Annotated in this window: 21 protein-coding genes and 1 tRNA gene; 5 read left to right on the top strand and 17 right to left on the bottom strand. The window is 66.7% G+C overall.

Going from position 1 to position 19,322, the window contains the following annotated elements; all coding sequences use genetic code 11:
* Window positions 1-74: 74 nt before the first annotated feature.
* The 15 genes from LC407_RS01030 to LC407_RS00960 all read right to left on the bottom strand — a co-directional run bounded on the left by LC407_RS01030 (window position 75) and on the right by LC407_RS00960 (window position 11,838).
* Window positions 75-362, bottom strand: a complete 288-nt coding sequence (locus LC407_RS01030) for a hypothetical protein (protein WP_223482022.1) — start codon at window positions 360-362, stop codon at window positions 75-77.
* 120 nt (window positions 363-482) lie between these two features.
* A tRNA-Val gene (locus LC407_RS01025) sits at window positions 483-557 on the bottom strand.
* Between the two features lie 114 nt (window positions 558-671).
* Complete coding sequence (locus LC407_RS01020) at window positions 672-1,025, bottom strand: PilZ domain-containing protein (RefSeq protein WP_025874071.1); 354 nt, start codon at window positions 1,023-1,025, stop codon at window positions 672-674.
* Window positions 1,022-1,978 (bottom strand): DNA polymerase III subunit delta', encoded by a 957-nt coding sequence (locus tag LC407_RS01015; protein ID WP_140228414.1) that lies wholly within the window; start codon window positions 1,976-1,978, stop codon window positions 1,022-1,024. Before LC407_RS01015 ends, LC407_RS01020 begins: the two co-directional genes overlap by 4 nt.
* Window positions 1,975-2,640 carry a dTMP kinase gene (tmk, locus tag LC407_RS01010; RefSeq protein ID WP_032977350.1) on the bottom strand — a complete coding sequence of 222 codons (666 nt, stop codon included), beginning with the start codon at window positions 2,638-2,640 and terminating at the stop codon, window positions 1,975-1,977. Before tmk ends, LC407_RS01015 begins: the two co-directional genes overlap by 4 nt.
* The gene (gene mltG, locus LC407_RS01005) at window positions 2,637-3,698 is read right to left on the bottom strand and encodes an endolytic transglycosylase MltG (RefSeq protein WP_032977352.1); all 1,062 of its coding nucleotides are present in this window, start codon (window positions 3,696-3,698) and stop codon (window positions 2,637-2,639) included. The genes tmk and mltG overlap by 4 nt, the downstream gene beginning before the upstream one ends.
* Before the next feature lie 209 nt (window positions 3,699-3,907).
* Entirely contained in the window at window positions 3,908-5,272 is a 1,365-nt protein-coding gene (locus tag LC407_RS01000) for an aminodeoxychorismate synthase component I (protein ID WP_099783014.1), read from the bottom strand.
* Window positions 5,273-5,364: 92 nt separating this feature from the next.
* On the bottom strand, window positions 5,365-6,627 hold the full coding sequence (gene fabF / locus LC407_RS00995) for a beta-ketoacyl-ACP synthase II (RefSeq protein WP_025874076.1): 1,263 nt from the start codon (window positions 6,625-6,627) through the stop codon (window positions 5,365-5,367).
* A gap of 145 nt (window positions 6,628-6,772) precedes the next feature.
* Window positions 6,773-7,012: an acyl carrier protein gene (gene acpP, locus LC407_RS00990; protein WP_025874077.1), complete on the bottom strand. Its 240-nt coding sequence runs from the start codon at window positions 7,010-7,012 to the stop codon at window positions 6,773-6,775.
* Between the two features lie 152 nt (window positions 7,013-7,164).
* Window positions 7,165-7,908 carry a 3-oxoacyl-ACP reductase FabG gene (fabG, locus tag LC407_RS00985; protein ID WP_223482021.1) on the bottom strand — a complete coding sequence of 248 codons (744 nt, stop codon included), beginning with the start codon at window positions 7,906-7,908 and terminating at the stop codon, window positions 7,165-7,167.
* Between the two features lie 82 nt (window positions 7,909-7,990).
* Window positions 7,991-8,935 (bottom strand): ACP S-malonyltransferase, encoded by a 945-nt coding sequence (gene fabD / locus LC407_RS00980; protein WP_025874079.1) that lies wholly within the window; start codon window positions 8,933-8,935, stop codon window positions 7,991-7,993.
* A gap of 166 nt (window positions 8,936-9,101) precedes the next feature.
* Window positions 9,102-9,884 (bottom strand): serine/threonine protein phosphatase, encoded by a 783-nt coding sequence (locus LC407_RS00975; protein WP_025879388.1) that lies wholly within the window; start codon window positions 9,882-9,884, stop codon window positions 9,102-9,104.
* Window positions 9,885-9,957: 73 nt separating this feature from the next.
* Entirely contained in the window at window positions 9,958-10,935 is a 978-nt protein-coding gene (locus LC407_RS00970) for a beta-ketoacyl-ACP synthase III (RefSeq protein ID WP_025879387.1), read from the bottom strand.
* Window positions 10,936-11,026: 91 nt separating this feature from the next.
* The gene (gene rpmF / locus LC407_RS00965) at window positions 11,027-11,221 is read right to left on the bottom strand and encodes a 50S ribosomal protein L32 (protein ID WP_025879386.1); all 195 of its coding nucleotides are present in this window, start codon (window positions 11,219-11,221) and stop codon (window positions 11,027-11,029) included.
* 107 nt (window positions 11,222-11,328) lie between these two features.
* Entirely contained in the window at window positions 11,329-11,838 is a 510-nt protein-coding gene (locus tag LC407_RS00960; RefSeq protein WP_025879385.1) for a YceD family protein, read from the bottom strand.
* A 114-nt stretch (window positions 11,839-11,952) separates the two neighbouring features.
* On the opposite strand from LC407_RS00960, the gene LC407_RS00955 reads away from it, so the two are divergent.
* Window positions 11,953-12,525, top strand: coding sequence for a Maf family nucleotide pyrophosphatase (locus LC407_RS00955; protein ID WP_223482020.1), 573 nt, complete (start codon window positions 11,953-11,955; stop codon window positions 12,523-12,525).
* Between the two features lie 22 nt (window positions 12,526-12,547).
* Here LC407_RS00955 and LC407_RS00950 read toward each other — a convergent pair whose 3' ends face one another.
* A complete protein-coding gene (locus tag LC407_RS00950; RefSeq protein WP_223482019.1) occupies window positions 12,548-14,389 on the bottom strand; it encodes a glycosyltransferase family 39 protein in 1,842 nt (613 codons plus the stop codon).
* Between the two features lie 44 nt (window positions 14,390-14,433).
* Here LC407_RS00950 and LC407_RS00945 point away from each other — a divergent pair, with 44 nt between their 5' ends.
* From LC407_RS00945 to LC407_RS00930, 4 genes are read left to right on the top strand one after another with little or no spacing between them, the layout of a single operon-like run.
* Window positions 14,434-15,387 carry an AAA family ATPase gene (locus LC407_RS00945; protein ID WP_025879382.1) on the top strand — a complete coding sequence of 318 codons (954 nt, stop codon included), beginning with the start codon at window positions 14,434-14,436 and terminating at the stop codon, window positions 15,385-15,387.
* Between the two features lie 2 nt (window positions 15,388-15,389).
* Window positions 15,390-16,334 (top strand): DUF58 domain-containing protein, encoded by a 945-nt coding sequence (locus LC407_RS00940; protein ID WP_223482018.1) that lies wholly within the window; start codon window positions 15,390-15,392, stop codon window positions 16,332-16,334.
* Window positions 16,327-18,276 carry a DUF3488 and transglutaminase-like domain-containing protein gene (locus LC407_RS00935; RefSeq protein ID WP_223482017.1) on the top strand — a complete coding sequence of 650 codons (1,950 nt, stop codon included), beginning with the start codon at window positions 16,327-16,329 and terminating at the stop codon, window positions 18,274-18,276. Before LC407_RS00940 ends, LC407_RS00935 begins: the two co-directional genes overlap by 8 nt.
* Window positions 18,273-18,800 carry a Slp family lipoprotein gene (locus LC407_RS00930; protein ID WP_025879379.1) on the top strand — a complete coding sequence of 176 codons (528 nt, stop codon included), beginning with the start codon at window positions 18,273-18,275 and terminating at the stop codon, window positions 18,798-18,800. Before LC407_RS00935 ends, LC407_RS00930 begins: the two co-directional genes overlap by 4 nt.
* A gap of 121 nt (window positions 18,801-18,921) precedes the next feature.
* Here LC407_RS00930 and LC407_RS00925 read toward each other — a convergent pair whose 3' ends face one another.
* Window positions 18,922-19,281, bottom strand: coding sequence for a histidine triad nucleotide-binding protein (locus LC407_RS00925; RefSeq protein ID WP_032977365.1), 360 nt, complete (start codon window positions 19,279-19,281; stop codon window positions 18,922-18,924).
* Window positions 19,282-19,322 lie beyond the last annotated feature (41 nt).

Here is a 19,322-nt window from a genome sequence, read left to right as displayed (position 1 = left end):
CTGTGACGACACAGGGTGTACGCACCACCAGCAGTAGCGCGTTGAGGGAAGCAATCAACGCGCAGTGATTGGGCTTAACGCCCCATTGACGCAAGCAGGCTGTCCGCAACCCCGGATACAAAATCAACTGTCGCCAAGGCTGCATCCGACACTTTGGATGTATCAAGCTCATCGGCCTGCAATTGAGCTTTTGCAGCAGCGATGCCATCTTGAATCTGTTGCGAGCAAGCCTGCAGTACTTCGGCCAGAGCAGAACGAGCGTCTTCCTTGTCTCGAGTTGCCATCGAGAAAGCTACGCCCATCATCAGCTTAAGGGCCAGGACTTCTCCGAATACCGCTTCATTACGATCATGCGCTTCCATGGTCCTACTCCATACTCGAAAAGGCTGTGTAATTCCGGCGGAGTGCACTTACCTTGCACTTACGAAAAAGCCGGCTCAAGGCCGGCTTTAACGTTAACCCTCTAAAATCAGGGTCTTATATGGTGGGCGGTACAGGGATCGAACCTGTGACCCTTGCCGTGTGAAGGCAATGCTCTACCGCTGAGCTAACCGCCCGGTGTGTTGCTGAGCCGCTCATTATAGGGGCTTTTCAGAGACCGTCAACAGTTTTCACATTCGTGTTCACGCGCGTTTCCAGGGGCCGCCGGGCATGGCCCGGCGCTACCGGAATCACATCGTATGCGTCGGCTTGTCCGAACCGGTCAGGCCGGCCAGGATCGTTTCGATCTTGTGGCGCACCGTCTCGCCTTCCTGGCCATCGGCCAGCTGCACGCCGATGCCGGCGGTGCGGTTGCCCTGCGCACCGGCCGGGGTCACCCAGATCACCTTGCCGGCCACCGGCAGGCGCTCGCTGGAATCGGGCAGGGTCAGCAGCAGGAATACCTCATCGCCCAGGAAATAACGCTTGGGCGTGGGCACGAAGATGCCGCCATTCTTCACGAACGGCATGTACGCGCTGTACAGCGCGGCCTTGTCCTTCACTGCCAGGGACAGGATGCCCTGGCGGGCGTTGCTGGCACTCATCGATTTCCCCTTGCGGCAGGCCGCTCGTTCACCTTGTTCCAGGCCAGCAGCAACTCGACCACCGCAAGGTCTGCGCGCACGGTGGTGCGCAGCAGGTCTCGGGTGCGGTTGGCCGCATCGAACCAGGCTGCAAGCTTGTGCAATCGCTCCGGCGTGGTCAAGGCATCGGTGCTGGCCTGGGCCAGCGCCAGATCGGCAGCAAAGCGCAGGCGCAGCGCAGCGTTGTCATCGGCGCACCACTTCTGCGCCAGCTCCACCGCGCCGGTCTTGCCGGCGGCCAGCTGTTCCAGCTCACGGCCGACCTCGCGACGCAGGCTCAGGCCATCTTCGCGCAGCCAGTTGTCGGCCTGCCCGGGATGGCCGCGTGCTGCATCCAGTGCCTCATGCGCGGCCGCTTCGCTGTGGCCCTGCTGCTGCAGCCAGGCCAGCGCTTCCTCGCGCGGCGGCAGCTTGAATTCCAGGCGCTGGCAGCGGCTGCGCACGGTCTGCGGCAGGCGCGCCGGGTCACTGCTGATCAACCACAGGTAACGCCCGGGCTGCGGTTCTTCCAGGGTCTTCAGCAGCGCATTGGCCGCCGAACGGTTGATGGCATCGGCCGGGTCGACGATCACCACCTGCGCCACGCCGTACTGCGGGGTCAGCGCCAGCTTGTTGGTGATCTCGCGCACCTGCTCGATCACGATCTCGGTGCGCAGCTTGTCGCCGCTCTTGTTCGGAATGAAGCTGATCAGCTGCAGGTCGGGATGCGTGCCGGCGGCAATCAGCTGCCGGGTGCGGGTGGCATGCGTGGCATCCCCGCGTGCCAGCACGTGGTCGGCCAGCGCCAAGGCCACCTCCCGCTTGCCCAGCCCGGCCGGGCCACAGATCAGCAGGCCATGGCCCAGCCGATCTGCATCCAGTGCAGCCACGGTCTGGTCGAACGCGCGCTGCTGCCAGGGCGAGAACGTACTCATGCGCCCTCCCCTTGCTGCAGCCAGCGCTCGACACGCGCAACCACATCAGCAGCCACGCGCTCCTGCACCTGGCCTGCATCAACCAGCGCGAAACGCTGCGGGTCCTGCTGTGCGCGGCCGCGGAACACTTCGCGCACGCGCTGGAAGAAATCGTCCTGCTCGCTTTCGATGCGGTCCGGCCACAGGTCGCGGCCGTTGGCACGCGCGCGGCCGACGGCCACGTCCACGTCCAACAACAGGGTCAAACCGGGCAGCAGGCCCACGGCGCGGCGCTCCAGGTCGGCGATCCACTGCGGGTCGAGGCCGCGGCCACCGCCCTGGTAGGCATAGCTGGAATCGGTGAAACGATCGCTGAGCACATAGGCGCCGCGCTGCAGCGCCGGCTGGATCACCTGACGCACATGCTGCGCGCGTGCGGCAAACACCAGCAGCAGCTCAGCCTCGGCACTGAGCGGCTCGGCAGCAATCTCGGCATCGGGCTTCAGCACCAGGCCGCGGATGCGCTCGGCCAGCGGCGTGCCACCGGGCTCGCGGGTCAACACGACCTCATGGCCGTGGCGGCGCAGACACTCGCGGATGGCGTTGATGGCGGTGGTCTTGCCCGCGCCCTCGCCGCCTTCCAGGCTGACGAAACGGGGATGGCGAAGCAGCGCGGAACTCATTGCGCCGGAGTCTCCTGGGTGCGTTGCTGGCGCAGCTGCTGCAGGTAGCGGGCTACGGCGGCGTTGTGTTTGTCCAGGCTGGGCGAGAACACGTGTGCGCCACTGCCATCGCCCACCGCGACGAAGTACAGCGCATCGCCCGGTGCCGGTTGTGCAGCGGCCATCAGCGCATCGCGGCTGGGCATGGCGATCGGGGTCGGGGTCAGGCCAGAGCGGGTGTAGGTGTTGTAGGGCGTATCGGTGGTCAGATCGCGGCGGCGGATGTTGCCGTCGTACGCCGCGCCGATGCCGTAGATCACGGTCGGATCGGTCTGCAGGCGCATGCCGATCTTCAGGCGGCGCATGAACACGCCGGCAATCTGCGGTCGCTCGCTGGCCAGCGCGGTTTCCTTTTCGATGATCGACGCCAGCGTCAGCAGCTCGTAGGGCGTGTTGATCGGCAGGTCCGGCGCACGGCTTTCCCAGGCTTCGTCCAGCGCCTTCTCCATCGCGCCGTGGGCACGCTTGAGCACGTCCAGGTCGCTGTCGCCGCGCTGGTAGACGTAGGTTTCCGGCAGGAACCGGCCTTCCGGATGCTGGCCGGCGAAACCGAGGCGATCCATCAGCGCTGCGTCATCGAGGTTGTCGGTGGTGTGCAGCAGCGGATCGGCGCGTTTGAGCGCGGCACGCAGCTGGCGGATGTTCCAGCCTTCGATGATGGTGACGCGGTGCTGCAGCACCTTGCCCGCACGCATGCGCAGCAGCAGCTCGCGCGGGGTCAGGTCCTTGCTCAGCGCGTACTCGCCCACCTTCAGCTTGCCGGCGGCGTCGAGCTGGCGGGCCAGCAGCTGCCATTGGGTGTCCTGCCCTTCGTCCACACCGGCCTCGCGCAGCTTGCGCAGCACGCTGTTCATGCCATCGCCGCTGGCGATGACCACGCTGTCCGCACTGGGGGTCAACGGCACGTCGGCAAACTGGCTCTGCTTGTAGAAGAACCACGCGCCCGCGCCGGCCACGATGGCGGCCAGCACCAGCAGCAGCGTTACCACCAACAGACACCCGCGCTTGGCTCCCGCCATGGACTACCTCTGAACTCGATTCCGTCGTGCAGGATACCGTGCCCGGTGGGGCGGGGTCATGACCGGGGGCACGCGTCCGTGCCGAGCAACGGTCGGCACCCACCCGCCATCTCCAGTAGATCCACGCCATGCGTGGATGAACGGCCATGGGGGCATCCGTGCCGACCAACGGTCGGCACCCACAAGCCATGCCCGGTGGCGGCAATCGATCAGCCCTGTTGCCCCAGCGCCCGCAGCAGGCCGCGGGCCTTGGCCCGGGTTTCGTCCAGTTCCTTGTCCGGGTCCGAATCGACCACGATGCCGGCTCCGGTGCGGAAGCTGACCTCGTTGCCGTCCACCTCGGCGGTGCGGATCAGGATGTTCAGGTCCAGGTCGCCATCGCGGTTCAGCCAGCCGAACGCACCGGTGTACGCGCCGCGTGGCACCTGCTCCAGTTCGCTGATGATCTGCATGCAGCGCACCTTCGGGCAGCCGGTGATGGTGCCGCCGGGGAAGGTCGCGGCGATCACCTCGCCCGGGGTGACGTCCGCGCGCAGCTGGCCGCTGACGTTGCTGACGATGTGGTGCACGTGGGCGTAGCTTTCCACGGTCATCAGCTCGTCCACCACGACCGTGCCGGGCAGGCAGATGCGGCCCAGATCGTTGCGCTCCAGGTCGATCAGCATCACGTGCTCGGCGCGCTCCTTGGGATGGCCGACCAGTTCCTGGATGCGCGCGGCATCGTCGTCGCCCTCGAAGCGCGGACGGGTGCCGGCGATCGGGCGGGTCTGTGCGTGGCCGCCATGCACCGACACCAGCCGTTCCGGCGACGAGCTGACCACATGCCGGCCGTGCGCACTGAACAGGCCGGCAAACGGCGCCGGATTGGCCCGCCGCAGCTGCGCGTACAGCGCCTGCGGGCTGACCGGTGCTGCGAAGTGCGCGCTCCAGCGCCGCGACAGGTTCACCTGGAACACGTCGCCGGCGCGCAGGTAGTCGATCACCCGGCGCACACCCTCGGTGAAGCGCTGCGGCTCGTCCTCGCTGACCGACTGCGGCGGCTGCCAGCCCTGCCCGGCCGGCGGCAGTTCACCCGCTACCAGCGCGACCAGCGAGTCCAGCAGCGCTTGCTCGCCCGCTTCGGCAATGAGGAAGCTGGCGTCGGCCTGGTGGTCATGCAGCACGGCGGCCGGACAGCGCAGGGCAAGTGCGGTCGGTCGGCCGTCATCGCGCGCGCGCGCCGGCAGCACCGGTTCGACCTGGCTGGCCACTTCGTAATCGAGCATCAGCGCCCAGCCACCGCGGAACGGCAGCGCGTGGCCGCCGTCGTGCGGCAACCGCTGTGCCTGCCATGCGCGGTCCAGCGCCTGCAGGAAGCTGCCGGGCTGCACCGCACCGTGCTGGTCGCGCACCTGGCCATCGGCGTCCAGCTGCAGCGTATCGCCCTGCGCGGCCAGCAGCAGGCTCCAGCGGCCCTGCGCAGTGCCCGAGGCGGTGGACTCCATCAGCAGCGGGAAACGCGCCGGGTCGCGCTGCTGCAGGGCCAGCAGGTCGATCGGGTGCGGCAGCGGGTGGATCAGCGGGGCGTGGGTCATGGCAGCCAGTTCGGGAGACGGATACACGGAAGCCGCCTTGCGGCGGCCTCGTGGTTGGCGGAGCCGAGCATGGCTCGACCCTACCGGTGCGATCAGACGCGCTTGAAGATCAGCGTGCCGTTGGTGCCGCCGAAACCAAAACCATTCGACATCACCACGTCGACCTTGGCCTGGCGTGCTTCGTTGGGCACGTAGTCCAGGTCGCAGCCTTCGCCCGGCTGCTGCAGGTTGATGGTCGGCGGAATCACGTTGTCGCGCATTGCCAGCACCGAGAAGATCGCTTCCACGCCGCCGGCAGCGCCGAGCAGGTGGCCGGTCATCGACTTGGTGGAGCTGACCATCATCTTGTAGGCGTGGTCGCCGAAGGCGGTCTTCATCGCCATGGTCTCACCGAGGTCGCCCAGCGGGGTCGAGGTGCCATGTGCGTTGAGGTAGCCGACCTGTTCCGGGGTGACACCGGCGTCCTTCATGGCCATGGTCATGCAGCGCGCAGCGCCTTCGCCGTTCTCGCTCGGCGCGGTCATGTGGTACGCGTCGGAGCTGGCGCCGAAACCGGCCAGCTCGCAATAGATCTTCGCGCCACGCGCCTTGGCGTGCTCGTACTCTTCCAGGATCAGGATGCCGGCGCCGTCGCCCAGCACGAAGCCGTCACGGTCCTTGTCCCACGGGCGCGAGGCCTGTTCCGGAGCATCGTTGCGGGTGCTCATCGCCTTCATCGCGCAGAAGCCGCCCAGCGCCGTCGGCGAGGAGCCGCGCTCTGCACCGCCGGCCACCATCACGTCCGCATCGCCGTACTGGATCATGCGCATGGCGGTGCCGATGGAATGGTTGGAGGTGGCGCACGCCGAGACCGCCGAGAACGACGGGCCCTTCAGGCCGCTGATGATGCTCAGCTGGCCCGGCAGCATGTTGATGATGGTCTTGGGCACGTAGAAGGGAGAGATCTTCTTCCCTTCGTGGAATTCGATGGTCTGCTCTTCGATGCCGAGCAGGCCGCCGATGCCAGCGCCAACGATGGCGCCGATGCGGTCGGCATTGGCGTCGGTGATCTCCAGGCCCGAATCATGCAGGGCCATGAAGGCGGCACCGAGGCCGTAATGGATGAACGGGTCCATCTTCTTGGCATCCTTGCCGCTGACCCGGTACTTGCCGAACAGTTCGTTGTCGGCGGTGATGTCAAAGCCTTTGACCTCACCTGCGATCTTGGTGGTGAACCGTTCCAGGTAGGCATCAGAAACGTTGGTCAGCGGACCGATGCCCGAACGACCGTGGGTGATGCCTTCCCAGCTGCTGGCCAGATCATTGCCCAACGGCGAGACCATACCCAGGCCGGTTACGACGACGCGACGCTTCATTGCTGATTCTCCTGACCCGAACGTTCTTTGCGGGTAACGCGGTTTACTTCGGTGTGGTGCGCAAACACACGGGGCCGCAAACAGCGGCCCCATGGGGTGTCGTGCGCGCCGGACTCAACGCCCGCACGCGCACTGACGTCCTGCATCAGGCCTTGACGTGGGCCGTGATGTAGGTGATCGCAGCCTGCACGGTGCTGATCTTCTCGGCTTCTTCGTCCGGGATCTCGCACTCGAATTCTTCTTCCAGCGCCATCACCAGCTCGACGGTGTCCAGCGAGTCAGCGCCCAGGTCATCGACGAACGATGCGCTGTTGGTGACTTCTTCTTCCTTGACGCCAAGCTGTTCGATGACGATTTTCTTGACGCGTTCTTCGATGGTGCTCATGGGATATCGCTCCAGATGGAGTAGTGGTTCAAAAGTGGTCGCCATCAAAGGCGATGGCCGTGGGATAGTGTAGTGGAAACCGGCGTGACCTTGCATTGCAGCAAAAATCCTCGCAGATCAACCACTTGCGGCGCGATCCCTGCGCCCCTTGCTTACGGCATGTACATGCCGCCGTTCACATGGAGAGTTTCGCCGGTGATGTAGCCGGCAGCCGGGCTGGCCAGGAAGGCCACCGCATGGGCGATGTCCTCCGGCGAACCCAGGCGTTCGAGGGCGATGTTGCCGATCAGCGCGGTACGCGCTTCTTCCGGCAGCGCCTTGGTCATGTCGGTGTCGATGAAGCCCGGCGCGACCACGTTGACGGTGACCCCGCGCGAGCCGATTTCCTTGGCCAGCGACTTGGAGAAACCGATGATGCCGGCCTTGGCGGCGGCATAGTTGGCCTGGCCGGCGTTGCCGGTCACCCCCACCACCGAGGCGATGTTGATGATGCGGCCCTTGCGCGCCTTCATCATGCCGCGCATGACGGCCTTGCTGGTACGGAACACGCTGGTCAGGTTGGTGTCGATGATCGACGCCCAATCGTCTTCCTTCATGCGCATCAGCAGGTTGTCGCGGGTGATGCCGGCGTTGTTGACCAGGATCGAGATCGGGCCGAATTCCTTGGCGATACCGTCAAGCACGGCATCGAGCGCAGCGGCGTCGGTGACGTTCAGCGCGCGGCCGTGACCGCCGTGGGCAGCCAGGCGTTCGCCGATCGCGGCGGCGCCGGAATCGGTGGTGGCGGTGCCGATGACGGTGGCGCCCTGGGCGGCCAGCAGATCGGCGATGGCGGCACCAATGCCACGGCTGGCACCGGTAACCAGTGCGATTTCACCCTGCAGGGGCTTGCTCATGATGTTTTCCTCAGGCTGGGGCGGCCGCCGCACCCGCGCCGCTTGCAGCGGCCACCGGCACGGTCGGCAGGAACAGGGGCAATCAGGCCGACCACGTCTCGCGGGCGGTTTCGAAGTCGCCCGGGGTGGCCAGGGAACGGCCGTCGATGGCCTTGTCGATGCGCTTGACCAGACCGGTCAGCACCTTGCCCGGGCCGCATTCGGCGATCCGGGTGACGCCACGGGCGGCCAGCGCCTGCACGCAGCCGGTCCACTGCACGGGCTGGTACAGCTGCTGCACCAGCGCGGCGCGGATCGCGTCCACACCGTCGTGCACCTTGGCGTCGACGTTCTGCACCACCGGCAGCTGCGGCAGCTGCCAGGACAGGCCGGCCATCACTTCGGCCAGACGGTTGGCGGCTTCGCGCATCAGCGGGGTGTGCGAGGGCACGCTGACGGCCAGCTTGACCGCCTTGCGCACGCCCTTCTCGGCCAGCAGCGCCAGCGCCCGGTCGACCGCGGCAGCGTCGCCGCCGATCACGATCTGGCCCGGCGAGTTGAAGTTGGCCGGAACGACCACCTGGCTGCCGGCGGCTTCCGCGCAGACGTCCAGCACCAGCTGGTCTTCGGCACCGAGCACGGCGGCCATGGCGCCCACACCCGCCGGTGCGGCGTCCTGCATCAGCTGGCCGCGCAGGCGCACCAAGTGCGCACCGTCGTGCAGGCTGAGGGCGCCAGCGGCGACCAGGGCGGTGTACTCACCCAGGCTGTGGCCCGCCAGAACCGACGGACGCGGACCGCCCACGGCGTTCCAGGCGCGCCACGCGCCGATGCTGGCGGCCAGCAGGGCAGGCTGGGTGTATTCGGTACGGTTGAGCATTTCCTCCGGGCCGCCCTGGGACAACGCCCACAGGTCGACGCCGGCACCATCGGATGCCTCGGTGAAGGCCTCACGCACCTGCGGGTGCAGTTCGGCCAGCTCGGCCAGCATGCCCACAGACTGCGAGCCCTGACCGGGGAAGACAAAAGCGAGGGTGGATACGGTCACGCGGTCATCCGCTTGTTGCAATCGAAGCGGGCCATGATAAGGGGGAACATGCCGTGTCGTCTGTACGTGCGCGTATGCACGGCGTATGGACAGTGCCGCGATACGGGGTCCGCCGGGCATGGCCCGGCACTACCGGTAGCGCCGGGCCATGCCCGGCGGACCGCGATCAGCAGAGCAGCTGCAGGATGTCCAGCTCGCCGTCGGCAAACCAGTCCATGCACAGGCCGACCACCATCAGCAGGCCCAGCGTGGTGGCGCCATGGGTGATGAAGATGGAGTGGGCCAGCGCACGCGCCGAGCGCCCCAGCTTCATGCACACCCGCGCCAGGCGCTGCAGACGGCCGCTGACGGCGTGCACATGCGCGCGCACCGGTGCCTGCACCCCGTTCATCGCCTCGGCCATCATCGCCTGCAGGCTTTCGGGGCGGTCAGCGTAGTACTTGGCCACGCCGTAGCCGAACATCAGCCAGTCACGCGCCTGCGCTTCGGCAAGGTCCATGACTTCCAGCGGATCTTCTTCGAAGTCGATGAAACCGACGTTCTGGCCATCCCAGGTGAGGTTGCGCGGCAACGGCTGGCCGAAATAGGCGCCACGTGCGTGTGCTTCGGCAATGGCCTGCATTGCCGCGGTCACGAGGCGATCGCGGCCTGCATCGTCGGCTTCGCGCAGGCAGGTATTGAACGAGCTGCCGTTGTCGCCGATCACCAGCGCGGCGTGGCCGCTGCCGATCACCGCGGGCACGTTCACGCCCTGCGCCTGCAGTTCCGCCAGCCGGCGGGCCTCGGTTTCGCGCGCGGCGTCGCCACCGCGGTGCGGCGGCGGGCGCAGGGCATCGAGATGGAACCGGCGGGCAACAAAATTGAGCAGGCCCAGGGCCACTGCTCGGCTTCCTTCGCCGTACTGCTTCAGCCAGGCGCGCTGCCCTTCGATGACGATGGGCTCAACCATGACAGTCTCCTTTAACGCATTACGGCCCCAGAGGGGCCGTAACGACGGTTTCACGTTGTCGTAACTGGCACTATCAATAGCGCAGCAGTGCCGAACCCCACGTGAAGCCACCGCCGAACGCTTCCAGCAGCAACAGCTGGCCGCGCTCGACCCTGCCGGAACGAACAGCAGCATCCAGGGCCAGCGGCACCGAGGCCGACGAAGTGTTGCCATGCTTGTCGACGGTGACCACGACCTGATCCATCGACATCTCCAGCCGCTTGGCGGTGGCTTCGATGATGCGCAGGTTGGCCTGGTGCGGAATCAGCCAGTCCAGGTCGGACTTGGTCAGGCCGTTGGCATCCAGGGTTTCGTCCACGACCGAGTCCAGCGCCTTGACGGCGTACTTGAACACGTCGTTGCCCTTCATGTTGATGGTGCCGCCACCGTTGTTGCCTTCACCGAAACCGACCGAAACGCCGACCGGATTCCACAGCAGCTCTTTCTTGCTGCCGTCCGAATGCAGGTGGGTGCTGAGGATGCCGGTTTCTTCGTCGGCCTTGAGCACGACGGCGCCCGCGCCATCACCGAACAGCACGCAGGTGGTGCGGTCTTCCCAGTCGACGATGCGGGTCAGGGTTTCCGTGCCGATCACCAGCACATGGCGGGCATCACCGGAGCGGATGAATTTGTCAGCCACGCTGAGCGCGAACACGAAGCCCGAACAGGCCGCGTTGACGTCGAAAGCGGGACAGCCGCTCACACCGAGCTTGGCCTGGATCAGGCACGCGGTGGAGGGAAAGATCAGATCAGGAGTGGTCGTACCGACCACGATCATGTCGAGCTGCGAAGCGTCGATACCAGCGGCTTCGATCGCACGCAGCGCGGCCTGGTAGCCGAGATCGCTGGTGGTTTCGCCTTCGGCAGCGATGTGCCGTTCACGGATACCGGTGCGCGTCTGGATCCACTCGTCCGAGGTCTCGACCATTTTTTCCAGGTCGGCGTTGGTCAGGACTTTTTCCGGCAAATAGCTACCGGTGCCCGCGATCCTCGAGTAGATCCGCTTGCTCATCATGTTTCCTGTTGCACGAGCCGCCGTTCACCGGCGTGCCCGGGAAAGAAGGCGAAGGCCGCTGCCCAGCGGGCAGCGACCTTCCGGCACATCAGTCTTCCTGGACAGCCGAAGACTTGGTCTGGATGACCTTCTTGCCGCGGTAGAAACCGTCAGCAGTGATGTGGTGACGCAGATGCACTTCGCCGGTGGTCGGGTCGGTCGACAGCTGCTTGGCGCTCAGGGCGTCATGCGAACGACGCTGGCCGCGACGGGACGGGGTAACACGGGATTTCTGGACAGCCATGGGATTGCTCCAAACTCGGTTCGTTTTGCTTCGTCGTTTCGTCGCACAGGACGCCAGCGTCCAGCACACTTTTCGCTTTCGCCGCAGCCGCCGACGACAACCGGCTGCTATTGTTTCTTCAATGCCGCCAACGCCGCGAACGGGTTGGCCTTTTCAATTTCTTCTTCGGTCGGCGCCCAGTCCTTGTCGACTGCCTCACCGTACGGCGACAGGGGTACCACCGGCACCGCCAGCACCAACTCGTCCTCGACCAGGTCCAACGGACGCAGCTGGCCATCTTCCGGCACCAGCAACGGCTCGTATTCCTCCGGCAAAGACGATTCCTCGTCTTCCTCGCGGATCAGGCCAAGCCTCTGGGTCATCTTCACCGGCAGCAGGAAACGCTGCATGCTGCGCTGACAGGTCAGCGGCAACGCGGTATCGATGGTCAGTTCCACATAGGATACCCGCAAGATCTCGTCGCGACCGAATTCGAGCGAGTAATTACACTCACCTTCGGTATCTGCGACAAGCCCCTGCAGGCGAGTCAATTCAGCCAGGGGAACCTGACCGTCGAAGCGCCTTCGCGCTACGACCATCCGCCAGGCATCCAGCGTTTCGGGTACGTTCGCGGACATAAGCCGCCGAATATTAAGGATCGGCAGGTCGTGTGTCAAATGACTGCCATGAAAGGCTTGCTGTAGCTGGCGGTACCGGGCCAGACTGCCGCGCCCCGCCCCCGGAATTCCTGCATGCCTGCCTTGGTCCTGGCCTCCACCTCCCGCTACCGCCGCGACCTGCTGGAACGGCTGGGCCTGCCCTTCGACTGCGCACGACCGCAGGTGGATGAGACCGCGGAGGCCGACGAGGCGCCGCTGGCGCTGGCGGCGCGCCTGGCCAGCGCGAAGGCGGCCGAGGTGGCCGCCCGCCACCCCGGCAGCTGGGTGATCGGCTCGGACCAGGTGGCGGACCTGAACGGTCAGCCGCTGGGCAAGCCGGGCACGGTCGAGGCGGCCTGCGCGCAGCTGGCGGCAATGTCCGGGCAGACGGTGCGCTTCCACACGGCCATCAGTCTCATCCGAGACGGAGAATCACTTTCGGCAATGGATACGACCCAGGTGCGCTTCCGCGCGCTGCAGGCGGCCGAGATCGCCCGCTACGTGGCCATCGAGCAGCCACTGGACTGCGCCGGCAGCTTCAAGTGCGAAGGCCTGGGCATCAGCCTGTTCGAGGCCATCGACAACCAAGACCCCACGGCGCTGATCGGGCTGCCGCTGATCGCACTGTGCGGATTGCTGCGCAGGGCCGGATTCGCGGTGCCCTAACCCCGGCACGAAGCACGCTGCCTCAGCGCTTGCCCACCACGAATGGCTGCTCCTGCCACTGCTCCACGCTTCCATCGCGACCGTGCAGGCGCAGGCCCAGCCAGTGCTTTCCCGGTGCCAGCGTCGTGGTATCGAGTGTTGCGTCGAAGCCGACAGCCGGATGTTGCGGATCGGTGCTGTCCGGCCAGGCGTGGCGGATATCGAACACCCGTCCATAGGTGGCGTCGCCGATCGAACGACCATCCACCAGCACTTCAACCCGCGACAGGCCAACGCCCTCCTTGAACGCCCAGCCCTTGATCGCCAGCGTCCCGTTCACCACATCTCCATTGGCCGGCGAGTCCAGGTAGGCCAGCGCAGGCGTCACGCACGCGCCCTGCGCGCGCTGCACCGGCAGGCGGAACAGCAGGAAGCGCTGGAATCCGTGATCGTTGCTGACCACGCGCGGTGGCGGCAGCGGCCCGACCTGTTCGCAAATGGCGTGATAGCGGGTGAGCAGATCGCGGAAACGCTGATCGCTGGGCGACAGCACCAGCAGCATCGGCACCTCGCGCTCACCTTCATGCACCTGGCCCCATTGCGCCAACTGCGCGGTGCGGCCGTGCTTGTCGTTGAGCGGATGCGGCAGCACGTCGATGTCACCCCGGCCCAACTGGAAGCCCAGTTCGGCGCCCACCTTGAAGTTGCCGGCCAGCACGCGGCTGCCTTCCGGCATCTGCTGCAGTTCTTCGCGGACCGCAGCAGCCAGCGGCTGCCAGCCGGCGAAGTTGCGCGGGTAGTACTTGTCGCCGGCCAACTGCTCGCGCAGCGATGACGAGGACGCCATCAGGTAATAGCCGAAGGCCAGCACCATGCCCAGCCCGGCCAGCCACCAGCCGGTACGCCGCAACCAGCGTGGCCAGCCGTTGAGGATCACCGGCACCGCCACCAGCAGGGCCAGGTAACCCGGCAGCGGCCAATGGAAGCTGATGCGTTCGACATCGGTGAAGAAGCCCAGGGCGAAGATGCCCAGCGTCGATACGCCACCGACCAGGCCGAAATAGCGCCACTGCACGCGTGCACCGCCGCCGTTGCGGGTGCCGGCCAGCGCAACTTTCCACATCGCAATGCACAGGACGGGCGTCACCAGCATCGGCTGGATCACCAGGAACCACAGGCCGCGCCACTCGAATGCCCACGGGTGGCGCTCGACTACCTGGAACTTCAGACCCGCATCGTGATTGTCGGCATTCCAGGCCAACAGCGGCAGCCATGCCAGTACGCCAACGGCCAGGGCCACCCAGACGCGCGGATCGGCCAGCATGCGCCGGCCCTGCGGCAGCGCCAGCAGAGCAATGAAGCCGACGCCGATCACACCGATGAAGCGATAGTGGCTGAGCGCACCGATCAGCAGGCCCAGCGCCAGCTTCACCGCCGAGGAAGCGTCGACGCTGCGCAGCAGGCGTGCGCCGGCGTCCAGGCACAGCACGGCTGCCAGTGCCATCGGCACATCAGGTACGGCCAGCAGGCCCAGCGTTGCCGACAACGGCATCAGCAGCGTCAAGCTGCCGGCCTGCCAACCGGCAACATTGCCGAACCAGCGCGCCGAAATGCGCGATACCAGCAGCGGCAGCAGTGCACCGATGGCCAGGAACGGCAGGCGCAGCGCAAGCACATGCTGGCCGCCAAGCTCCACACCCAACCGGGTCAACCAGGCCGTCAGCCCCGGCAGATCCGAATAGGCCGCAGCCAGATGCTGGCCTTCCTGCCAATAGAACGCCTCATCGACGAACAACGGCAGGCGTGCGGCCACGACCAGTTTGGCCGCTGTGACGAGCGTCCATAACCAGAGAAAAATCGTACGTGCGCGCTGTTCGCCCTGCATTGATGTATGGATAGAATCGACCGGTTACCGAACTTGAGACGACCATGACAGCTTCGTCCCCCATGCCCAGCATGCTAACCGATCAACTGCGTCAGTCCCTGCGCAATGCGCAGGACCAGGTCAACGCGCTGGTGCTGGGCAAGGTGCATGAGGTGCGGTTGGCCTTCGTGGCCCTGCTCTCTGGCGGCCATCTGCTGATCGAAGACCTGCCTGGTCTCGGCAAGACCACATTGGCCCACGCCTTGGCCAGCAGCCTGGGACTGAGCTTCCAGCGCGTGCAGTTCACCTCCGACCTGCTGCCTGCCGACGTGCTCGGTGTATCGGTGTACGACGCCGGCAGCCGCCAGTTCCAGTTCCATCCCGGGCCGGTGTTCACCCACGTGCTGCTGGCCGACGAGATCAACCGGGCGCCGCCGCGCACGCAGAGCGCCCTGCTGGAAGCGATGGCCGAGCAGCAGGTCACCCTCGACGGTCAGACACATGCCCTGCCCGATCCGTTCTTCGTGATCGCTACGCAGAACCCGGTGGATCTGTCGGGCACCTTCCCGTTGCCCGACTCGCAACTGGATCGATTCCTGCTGCGGCTGGCGATGGGCTATCCCAGCGCGCAGGCCGAGCGTGAACTGCTGCGCGGCAGCGATCGTCGCGACCTGATCGCCCGCGCGCTGCCGCAGCTGGACGACAACCAGGTACGCGCCCTGCGCGAAGCGGTCGGCCAGGTGCATGTCAGCGACGCACTGGTGGACTACGTGCAGGCCCTGCTGACCCGCAGCCGCCAGCATGCCGGCGTACGCGTGGGATTGTCGCCGCGCGCCGGCCTGGCCCTGCTGCGTGCCGCCAGGGCACATGCGCTGCTGCTCGGCCGTGGCCACGTCGTGCCCGAAGACGTGCAGACCCTGTTCGTGGCGGTGGCGGGCCATCGCCTGGTGGGCGAAGCCGAGTCCAGCACAGGGCCGGCGCTGGCACGGGCGATCCTGCAGACCGTCGCGGTCGATTGAAGATGGCATCGCATGCCCGGCGACTGCTGCAGATGGCACGCCCGCGTACGCCGGAGACGTTGCCGCAGCGGCTGGACCGCCGGCGCATCTATGTGCTGCCCACCCGCTTCGGCCTGTTTGTGGCCTGCCTGCTGGTCGCGATGCTGCTGGGCGCGCTGAATTACAACAACAATCCGGCCCTGTTGCTGGCACTGCTGCTGACCGCAGCCGCGATCGCCAGCACCATCGCCGCACACCTGCAGCTGTCGGGCGTACAGATCGATGCGATCTCCGCCGAGCCGGTGCCGGCCGGGCAACCGCTGCGCCTGCGCGTGGACCTGTCGCTGCGCGACCCGCGAGCGCGCCACGGCCTGCACCTGCAATTGGGGAACAGCGAAGCGTGGCTCGACCTGCCCGCGCACGGCCGCGGTGAAGCCGAGCTGGAAGTACCCAGCGAACGCCGTGGCTGGCTGGAACTGCCTCGCATCCGCCTGTCCAGCACCCAGCCGCTTGGCCTGGTCAAGGCGTGGTCATGGGTGTGGCCGGAAGAACCCCTGCTGGTCTACCCGCTGGCCGAAGCGAAGGCACCGCCGCTGCCGCAGCAGGGCAGCGATCCGCTGCACACCCGCGCCCATGCCAACGGCGAGGAACTGCACCAGCTGCGCTCGTATCGCGCCGGGGATCCACCCCGCAGCATTGCCTGGAAACACTCGGCGCGCCGCGACACGCTGCTGGTACGCGAGTATGAAAAACCGATAGGCATCGAGGTCGTGCTGGACTGGCGCGCGCTGGCCCCCTTGGGCCAGGAGGCCCGCATCGCGCGGCTGGCACGCTGGGTGGACAGCGCCGAGCGCGAAGGCCGTCGCTATACGCTGCTGCTGCCGATGCAGCCACCGCTCGGCCCCGGCCAGGGAGCCAGCCACCACCATCTGTGCCTGCGCGCGCTGGCATTGCTTCCCCATGACTGAGCCTGCCCTGCTGCTGGACCGCAACACCCGCACGTGGACGCTGGCCAGCGCCGCACTGGCCTTGTTGCCGCTGCTGCTGCTGCTGCCCACCGCATTGGCCGCGTTGATCGCCGTGGCGGCGCTCGTCACCGCAGCACTGTCACAGCGCGGCGTGCTGCCGATGCCGGTGCGGGTACTGCTGGTGCTGGGCATGCTTGCTGCCATCGTCTGGCAGATGGGGGCGGTGCGCCCCGGTCGGGATACCGGTTGCGCGCTGCTGGCGGCGATGCTGGCGATCAAGTCCAGCGAGCTGCGTACCCTGCGCGATGCACGCAGCCTGCTCGGCTTTGCCCTGTTTTCACCGTTTGCTGCCTTCCTGCTCGACCAGGGGCCGCTGACCACCGTGCTCGCGGTGCTGGCCGGCGTCAGCGCCCTGATTGCGCTGCAGCGCCTGGCGCAGGGTGAAGGCCGCAGTGCGCCGCCGCCGCTGACCACGCAGCTGCGTGGTGTCGGTCGCCTGCTGCTGATCGGCCTGCCGCTGGCGCTGGCCTGCTTCTGGCTGTTCCCGCGGTTGGCCACGCCGCTGTGGGGCATTCCCGAACGCGCCGTCGGCACACCGGGGCTGTCGGACACGATGGAGCCGGACAAGTGGCTGGACCTGATGGCCGACGACACCCCGGCCCTGCGGGCGCAGTTCTTCGGCGCGGTTCCAGCGCCGGCACAGCGCTACTGGCGCGGGCCGGTACTGACCCAGTTCGATGGGCATGTCTGGCGACGCGACCGCCGTACCGAAGGTCTGCCGCCAGCCATCGTGGAACACGGCACGGAGGGCTGGGACTATCAGATCGATTACGAACCCACCGACCGTCGCCAGCTGGTCGCGCTGGATCTCCCTACTGCCGCACCAGAGGGCAGCCGGCTGGATGCAGCCCTGAGCCTGAGCAGCGACCGCGCATTGTCCGCACTGAGCCGGTGGCGCCTGCACTCGGCTCCGCCGCAGCGCTTCGATGCCACGCTGTCGTCGTACCAGCGTCGCGCTGCGCTGCAGTTGCCGGAAGGCTTCAACCCACGCACGGCAAGCCTGGCCCGACAGTGGCGGCAGGAAGCGGGCACCGACGACGACGCCGTGGTCCGTCGCGCCCTGGCGTGGATCACCGCGGACTTTTCGTACACGCTGGCAACACCGGCCCCCGGTCGCGATCCGGTCGATGCATTCCTGTTCGAGTACAAGGCCGGCTACTGCCAGCATTTCAGCTCTGCCTTCGTGGTGCTGATGCGCAATGCCGGCATTCCCGCGCGGGTGGTCACCGGGTTCGCCGGCGGCACGCGCAACCGGATCGGCGACTACTGGGTGCTGCGGCGGATGGACGCCCACGCCTGGGCTGAGGTGTGGCTGCCGCAACGCGGCTGGGTACGCATCGATCCGACAGCGGCAGTAGCACCCGAGCGCATCCTGGACACGCTCGACGATCGCCTGCAGGCCGGGGCCGATACCGGCCTGCAGCACCGCTGGCTGCAGCTGGGCCAGGTCGGCGACTGGATGCGCAGGGGCTGGAACGAACTGGTGCTGTCCTTCGACGCGCGCCGCCAGCAGCAGTTGCTGCAACCGTTCGGACTGGACGACCTCGGCCCTGGACAGCTGCTGGCCGGCTTCGTGATGGCCGCGTTGCTGGCGCTGGCGTGGATGGCATGGCTGCTCGCCCGTGGCGAACGCGAGCGTGACCCGCTGCTGCGCGCCTGGCACCGTATGGGGCAGCGCTATGTGCGGCTGGGTCTGGGCCGCGAACCGCACGAACCGGCCCTGCACTGGGCCCGCCGGGTCCACGCACTGCGCCCCGACCCGGCCCTCATCACACTCAGCCAGCGTTTCGCTGATGCACGCTACGCTGGCACTTGTACCGAGCTCGCCCCATTATTGCGGGACCTGCGCAGGCATCGCCCGACTTCCGGAGCCTCCCCATGAATACCAAGTTCCTCCTCACCGCCGTGGCCGCCCTGGCCTTGTCGGCCTGCGCCACGGCCCCCAAGCCGCTGCAGGGACAGTTCAGCCTGGTTTCCCCGCGCGACTCGGTTGCCACCCAGCAGGTCGGCACGCCGGTGCGCTGGGGTGGCCGGATCATCGAAACCAAGCCCGGCCAGGGCGAGACCTGTTTCCAGATCATCTCGCGCCCGCTCAACGGCAGTGGCCGCCCGAACACCACCTCTTCCGATGCCAGCGACGGCCGCTTCATCGCCTGCCGCGCCGGCTTCTACGATCCGGCCGTGTTCGAAGCCGGCCGCGACGTGACCTTCATCGGCAAGATCGATGGCTACGCCAACACCCGTATCGGCGATTACGACTACCGGCTGCCGAAGCTGTCTGCCGACGTGATCTACCTGTGGCCGGAGCAGCGCCAGGTTGATGTGGTGCCCTACCCGTACGGACCGTGGGGCCCGGGCCCGTATGGCCCGTACTGGGGCGGTTACCGCGGCTGGGGCTGGTGGTAGTCCAGGCCCGGTACGCATGATGCACAAGGCCGCCCATCGGGCGGCCTTTTTTCATCCACGCATGGCGTGGATCGACAGCGCACCAACAACAGTAGATCCACGCCATGCGTGGATGGCCGCCTCAACGCCCTGGCGTACCGAAGTGACCCAGCGGCGCACCAGCCAGCAGATGCATGTGGATATGGAACACGGTCTGCCCGGCATCTTCACGGCAGTTCATCACGATGCGGTAGCCGTCCTGCGCGAAACCTTCCCGTCGCGCGTATTCGGCGGCGGCCAGGGCCAGCTTGCCGATCAGGTGCGCCTGCGACGGCTGCAGGTCATCCAGGGTTGGAATGATCTCGTTCTTCGGAATGAACAGCACGTGCACCGGCGCCTGCGGTGCGATGTCCTTGAACGCCAGCACGTCGTCGTCTTCATAGACGATGGTGGCCGGGATCTCGCGACGGATGATCTTGCTGAAGAGGGTTTCGCTGCTCATGGTCGGCCTCGGCGGGGTGTTTTCCGCATTGTAGGCCGGTA

The sequence above is a fragment of the Stenotrophomonas sp. OVS01A genome, assembly GCF_019969775.1.
GTDB classification, from domain to species: domain Bacteria; phylum Pseudomonadota; class Gammaproteobacteria; order Xanthomonadales; family Xanthomonadaceae; genus Stenotrophomonas; species Stenotrophomonas indicatrix.
The sequence above is the reverse complement of the archived record's forward strand: the minus strand, read 5'-3'. Positions and strand labels throughout refer to the sequence as shown.

What these genes read in the sequence shown, in the direction of transcription:
- LC407_RS01030 (WP_223482022.1), bottom strand. Translation starts at nt 362, where the DNA reads ATGGAAGCGCATGATCGTAATGAAGCGGTATTCGGAGAAGTCCTGGCC.
- LC407_RS01020 (WP_025874071.1), bottom strand. Translation starts at nt 1,025, where the DNA reads ATGAGTGCCAGCAACGCCCGCCAGGGCATCCTGTCCCTGGCAGTGAAG.
- LC407_RS01015 (WP_140228414.1), bottom strand. Translation starts at nt 1,978, where the DNA reads ATGAGTACGTTCTCGCCCTGGCAGCAGCGCGCGTTCGACCAGACCGTG.
- tmk (WP_032977350.1), bottom strand. Translation starts at nt 2,640, where the DNA reads ATGAGTTCCGCGCTGCTTCGCCATCCCCGTTTCGTCAGCCTGGAAGGC.
- mltG (WP_032977352.1), bottom strand. Translation starts at nt 3,698, where the DNA reads ATGGCGGGAGCCAAGCGCGGGTGTCTGTTGGTGGTAACGCTGCTGCTG.
- LC407_RS01000 (WP_099783014.1), bottom strand. Translation starts at nt 5,272, where the DNA reads ATGACCCACGCCCCGCTGATCCACCCGCTGCCGCACCCGATCGACCTG.
- fabF (WP_025874076.1), bottom strand. Translation starts at nt 6,627, where the DNA reads ATGAAGCGTCGCGTCGTCGTAACCGGCCTGGGTATGGTCTCGCCGTTG.
- acpP (WP_025874077.1), bottom strand. Translation starts at nt 7,012, where the DNA reads ATGAGCACCATCGAAGAACGCGTCAAGAAAATCGTCATCGAACAGCTT.
- fabG (WP_223482021.1), bottom strand. Translation starts at nt 7,908, where the DNA reads ATGAGCAAGCCCCTGCAGGGTGAAATCGCACTGGTTACCGGTGCCAGC.
- LC407_RS00975 (WP_025879388.1), bottom strand. Translation starts at nt 9,884, where the DNA reads ATGGTTGAGCCCATCGTCATCGAAGGGCAGCGCGCCTGGCTGAAGCAG.
- LC407_RS00970 (WP_025879387.1), bottom strand. Translation starts at nt 10,935, where the DNA reads ATGAGCAAGCGGATCTACTCGAGGATCGCGGGCACCGGTAGCTATTTG.
- rpmF (WP_025879386.1), bottom strand. Translation starts at nt 11,221, where the DNA reads ATGGCTGTCCAGAAATCCCGTGTTACCCCGTCCCGTCGCGGCCAGCGT.
- LC407_RS00960 (WP_025879385.1), bottom strand. Translation starts at nt 11,838, where the DNA reads ATGTCCGCGAACGTACCCGAAACGCTGGATGCCTGGCGGATGGTCGTA.
- LC407_RS00955 (WP_223482020.1), top strand. Translation starts at nt 11,953, where the DNA reads ATGCCTGCCTTGGTCCTGGCCTCCACCTCCCGCTACCGCCGCGACCTG.
- LC407_RS00950 (WP_223482019.1), bottom strand. Translation starts at nt 14,389, where the DNA reads ATGCAGGGCGAACAGCGCGCACGTACGATTTTTCTCTGGTTATGGACG.
- LC407_RS00945 (WP_025879382.1), top strand. Translation starts at nt 14,434, where the DNA reads ATGACAGCTTCGTCCCCCATGCCCAGCATGCTAACCGATCAACTGCGT.
- LC407_RS00940 (WP_223482018.1), top strand. Translation starts at nt 15,390, where the DNA reads ATGGCATCGCATGCCCGGCGACTGCTGCAGATGGCACGCCCGCGTACG.
- LC407_RS00935 (WP_223482017.1), top strand. Translation starts at nt 16,327, where the DNA reads ATGACTGAGCCTGCCCTGCTGCTGGACCGCAACACCCGCACGTGGACG.
- LC407_RS00930 (WP_025879379.1), top strand. Translation starts at nt 18,273, where the DNA reads ATGAATACCAAGTTCCTCCTCACCGCCGTGGCCGCCCTGGCCTTGTCG.
- LC407_RS00925 (WP_032977365.1), bottom strand. Translation starts at nt 19,281, where the DNA reads ATGAGCAGCGAAACCCTCTTCAGCAAGATCATCCGTCGCGAGATCCCG.